Source organism: Pseudomonas sp. o96-267 (assembly GCF_003935465.1).
Classification (GTDB): Bacteria; Pseudomonadota; Gammaproteobacteria; order Pseudomonadales; family Pseudomonadaceae; genus Aquipseudomonas; species Aquipseudomonas sediminis.
In genome coordinates this window covers 1-723 of sequence record NZ_RHQP01000097.1, presented here as the reverse complement: position 1 = coordinate 723, position 723 = coordinate 1, and the positions used below count along the sequence as shown (strand labels likewise).

The 723-nt window shown below is 60.0% G+C and carries 1 protein-coding gene; it reads right to left on the bottom strand.

Annotated features, from left to right (window positions below):
* The coding region (locus tag EGJ86_RS24915; RefSeq protein WP_032297670.1) for an IS6-like element IS6100 family transposase at window positions 1–660 on the bottom strand (660 nt) is incomplete at its 3' end.
* Window positions 661–723 lie beyond the last annotated feature (63 nt).

The window sequence follows — 723 nt, the reverse complement described above, 5'->3', positions numbered from 1 at the left end:
GCCGGGCTGCAGGCACCAGGGGCGAGCCTGTCCTTTGCGCAGGGCTCGCATGACTTCGAATCCCTTGATCGTGGCATAGGCCGTGGGGATCGATTTGAAACCGCGCACCGGCTTGATCAGTATCTTGAGCTTTCCGTGATCGGCCTCGATCACGTTATTGAGATACTTCACCTGCCGGTGGGCCGTCTCCCGGTCCAGCTTTCCTTCGCGCTTCAATTCGGTGATCGCTGCACCATAGCTCGGCGCTTTGTCGGTATTGAGCGTGGCAGGCTTTTCCCAGTGCTTCAGGCCTCGCAGGGCCTTGCCCAGGAACCGCTTCGCTGCCTTGGCGCTGCGGGTCGGCGACAGGTAGAAATCGATCGTGTCGCCCCGCTTGTCGACTGCCCGGTACAGGTAGGTCCACTTGCCCCGCACCTTGACGTAGGTTTCATCCAGGCGCCAGCTCGGATCAAAGCCACGCCGCCAGAACCAGCGCAGCCGCTTCTCCATCTCCGGGGCGTAGCACTGGACCCAGCGATAGATCGTCGTATGGTCGACCGAAATGCCGCGTTCCGCCAGCATTTCCTCAAGGTCGCGATAGCTGATCGGATAGCGACAATACCAGCGCACCGCCCACAGGATCACATCACCCTGGAAATGGCGCCACTTGAAATCCGTCATCGTTCCGTCCGTCCAATCTCCGCCAAGCATGCTCAAGCTTCACGATTTTTGCAACAGAGCCCA